Below are 3,406 nucleotides of genomic sequence, written 5' to 3'. Positions count from 1 at the left end.
CGCCGCGTTCTGCCGCGAGCCGGTCGGCACGCTGGCGCCGGCGCTGGGCGAAGGCCTGCTGGCACGGCTGGAGCGGGCGCTGAGCGCCGCAGGCGTGGCATGAACGGGCCCGCCGCGCACAGCGCCACGCCGCAGGCGCCGGACTGGGATGCGGTCCGCCGCGACTTCCCGCTGCTGATGCGGGAAGTGCACGGCAAGCCGCTGGTGTACTTCGACAACGCCAACACCGGGCAAAAGCCGCTGCAGGTGATCGCGGCGACCGATGCGTTCTATCGCCGCCACAACGCCAACGTCAGTCGCGCGGTGCACGCGCTCGGCAGCGAGGCGACCGAGGCCTACGAAGGCGCACGGACCCGGCTGGCGCGCTTCCTCAACGTGCGCGCCGACGAACTGGTGCTGTGCAGCGGCGCCACCTTCGCGCTGAACCTGGTGGCGTACTCGTGGGCACTGCCGCGGCTGCGCGCCGGCGACACCATCCTGGTGTCGCGCATGGAGCACCACGCCAACATCGTGCCCTGGCAACTGGTCGCGCAGCGCACCGGCGCCACGGTGAAGGTCGCCGAGATCACCGCCGACGGCGCGCTGGACCTGGACGCGCTGCGCGCGGCGATGACCGCCGACGTCAAGCTGCTGGCCCTGGCGCACGTCTCCAACGTGCTGGGCACGGTCAACCCGGTGCGCGAGATCTGCCGCGAGGCGCGCAAGCGCGGCATCGTCAGCGTCATCGACGGCTCGCAGGCTGCGCCGCACCGGCCGCTGGACGTGGCCGCGATCGGCTGCGACTTCTACGCCATCACCGGCCACAAGATGTGCGGCCCGACCGGCACCGGCGCGTTGTGGGCGCGGCGCGAGCACCTGCAGGCGATGCCGCCGTTCCTGGGCGGCGGCGAGATGATCAAGGAAGTCAGCTTCGACGGCACCGTGTTCAACGACCCGCCGCACAAGTTCGAGGCCGGCACCCCCAACATCGCCGGTTTCGTCGGCCTCGGCGCGGCGGTGGACTATCTGCAGGGGATCGGGCTGCAGCACGTGGAAGCGCGCGAGAGCGAACTGCTCGCGCACCTCACCGAGGAACTGCAGCGGATCGACGGCCTGCGCCTGTTCGGCACCGCGCCGGGCAAGGCCGCGGTGGTCTCGTTCCTGATCGAGGGCGCGCACGCCCACGACCTGGCCACCCTGCTCGACCTGGAAGGCGTGGCCGTGCGCTCCGGCCAGCACTGCGCGCACCCCCTGCTGCAGTTCTACGGCGTCGCCGCCACCTGCCGCGCCTCGCTGGCGTTCTACAACACGCACGCCGAGATCGAGCGTTTCGTGGCGGCGTTGCGGAAGGTGCGGGCGCTGTTGGGGTGATTGAAGCTGAGAATCGGGAGCAGGGAATCGGGAATCGGCAAAGCGCTCCACGTACGGACTGTGCCTAGCGGGCAAAACGTGTCCTCGCCTCCTTGAGAGCGCGCATTTCGATTCCCGATTCACCATTCCCCATTCCCGGCGGCACGCCCTAGAATCGGCCCATGCACACCCTCACCTTCCGCACCGCCACCGTCGACGATCTCGACGCCATCGCCGCCCTGGTCACCTCGGCCTATCGCGGCGACAGCAGCCGCGTCGGCTGGACCACCGAAGCCGACCTGCTCGACGGCAACCGCATCGACCGCGAGGTGCTGCGCGCCGACATCCTGCGCCCGCGCAGCCTGGTGTTGCTGGCCGAGCGCGATGGCGAATTGATCGCCTGCGCGCATGTCGCCGACGAGGACGGCGCCGGCTATTTCGGCATGTTCTCGGTGCAGCCGCAGGCGCAGGGCAGCGGCCTGGGCAAGACCGTGCTGGCCGAGGCCGAACGCATCGCCTGGCAGGAATGGCGGTTGCCGCTGATGCGGATGACCGTGATCGATCTGCGCGAGGAACTCATCGCCTTCTACGAGCGCCGCGGCTATCGCCGTACCGGCATCAAGAAGCCGTTTCCGTACGGCGATGCGCGCTTCGGCCTGCCCCGCCGCGACGACCTGCGTTTCGAGGTGCTGGAAAAGCCGCTGGGCGGTGCCGCATGAGCGAGACCTGGACCTTCGTCTGCGCCGACGGCGAACTGGCGCCCGGCGAAATGAAGACGGTGTGGGACGAAGTGACCGACACGCCGATCGTGGTGTTCAACTTCGATGGTCAGTTCTATGCGCTGGAAGACCGCTGCAGCCACGAGGACTACGAGCTGTCCCCCGGCACCTTCGACCCTGCTGCCGGCAGCATCGAATGCGTGCTGCACGGCGCCCGCTTCGACGTGCGCGACGGCCGCGCCCTGTGCGCGCCGGCCTACGGCCCGGTGCCGAAGTTCCCGGTGAAGTCCGAACACGGCGGGCTGTGGACGCGCGACGACCGCGGTTGAGGCCACGCGTCTTCGTCGCGAACCGGCGCTAACCGCGTCCTTCGTCATCTCTGCAGCGCCGCTCACGGCGATCGCCACATCAAGCTCCCTTACCTGCAGCAAGCGCAACGCTTGCTGGCACGTTGCGCGTGCGCGTCCGCAAGGCGGTAACCGGATGGAAAGACCATCTCGATCAATCCGATTCAAGATCCCGATTTCTCGGCCGCTAAGGGGAGACCATGTAGACGAATATGCAACTTCGTCACGATTACGTGAAATATCCATTGCATTTCGTATCGGTTAGTTACGCGACACCCCTGGTACTCCCATCCCCCTTGCTAGGACCAGAGCATGACCGCTCTTCTGCACCGCTTTAACGTCTCCAGACGCCTCTCCATCGCGTTCGGCCTGCTCATCCTGCTGTCCTGCGGGCTGGTGGTCGGCGGCCTGGTCACCCTTTCGCAGGCGCGCAGCCAGTTGGACACCGTCGCCCGCCGCACCGTGTCCAGCATCGTCTATACCAACGAAATGCTCGATGCCAGTTCGGACATCGGCATCCAGTTGCGCAACATCGTGCTGCCGACCACGCAGGAAGAGAACATCGCCTTCGCCAAGATCATGGTGACGGAACTGCGCCGTTATCGCGAATACTGCACCAAGCTGTTCGCCATCCCCGCCACCAGCGCGCGCGATCGCGCCTTGCGCGAGCAGATGAACCGGACCTACGCGCAGGCGAGCGAGGTCAACCAGCAAGTGCTGGAACTGGGCCTGACCTACAAGTCCGACGACGCGACGAAGGTGCTGCTGCAGCAGGCCGCGCCGGCGACTCAACGTTGGCGCGAGGCGATTAGCGCCTACGCCAGCTGGCAACGCAACAACGGTGAACAGGCCTACGCCGATGCGACCGCGGTGATGGCGCGCGGCCGCTTCCTGCTGATCGCCGGCGGCCTGGCCGTGGTGTTGGTCAGCAGCCTGCTGGCCTGGCTGATCACCCGCAGCCTGACCGTGCCGCTGGCCCGCGCCACCCGCGCCGCCGAAGCCATCGCCGAG

4 protein-coding genes are annotated in these 3,406 nt (G+C 67.9%); all 4 read left to right on the top strand.

Features of this window, described 5'->3' with window-relative positions:
• Nucleotides 1-99 precede the first annotated feature (99 nt).
• Nucleotides 100-1,350, top strand: coding sequence for a cysteine desulfurase (locus D180_RS17575; protein ID WP_017913831.1), 1,251 nt, complete (start codon nt 100-102; stop codon nt 1,348-1,350).
• Between the two features lie 161 nt (nt 1,351-1,511).
• Nucleotides 1,512-2,048 (top strand): GNAT family N-acetyltransferase, encoded by a 537-nt coding sequence (locus D180_RS17570; RefSeq protein ID WP_017913830.1) that lies wholly within the window; start codon nt 1,512-1,514, stop codon nt 2,046-2,048.
• Complete coding sequence (locus D180_RS17565) at nt 2,045-2,377, top strand: non-heme iron oxygenase ferredoxin subunit (RefSeq protein WP_017909656.1); 333 nt, start codon at nt 2,045-2,047, stop codon at nt 2,375-2,377. Before D180_RS17570 ends, D180_RS17565 begins: the two co-directional genes overlap by 4 nt.
• A gap of 330 nt (nt 2,378-2,707) precedes the next feature.
• Nucleotides 2,708-3,406 (top strand): MCP four helix bundle domain-containing protein (locus D180_RS17560; protein WP_017913829.1); only part of this gene is annotated, 699 nt, incomplete at its 3' end.

The sequence above is a fragment of the Xanthomonas sp. SHU 166 genome (assembly GCF_000364685.1).
Classification (GTDB): domain Bacteria; phylum Pseudomonadota; class Gammaproteobacteria; order Xanthomonadales; family Xanthomonadaceae; genus Xanthomonas_A; species Xanthomonas_A sontii.
Note: the sequence above shows the minus strand (reverse complement) of the source record. Positions and strands in the feature narration are given on the sequence as shown.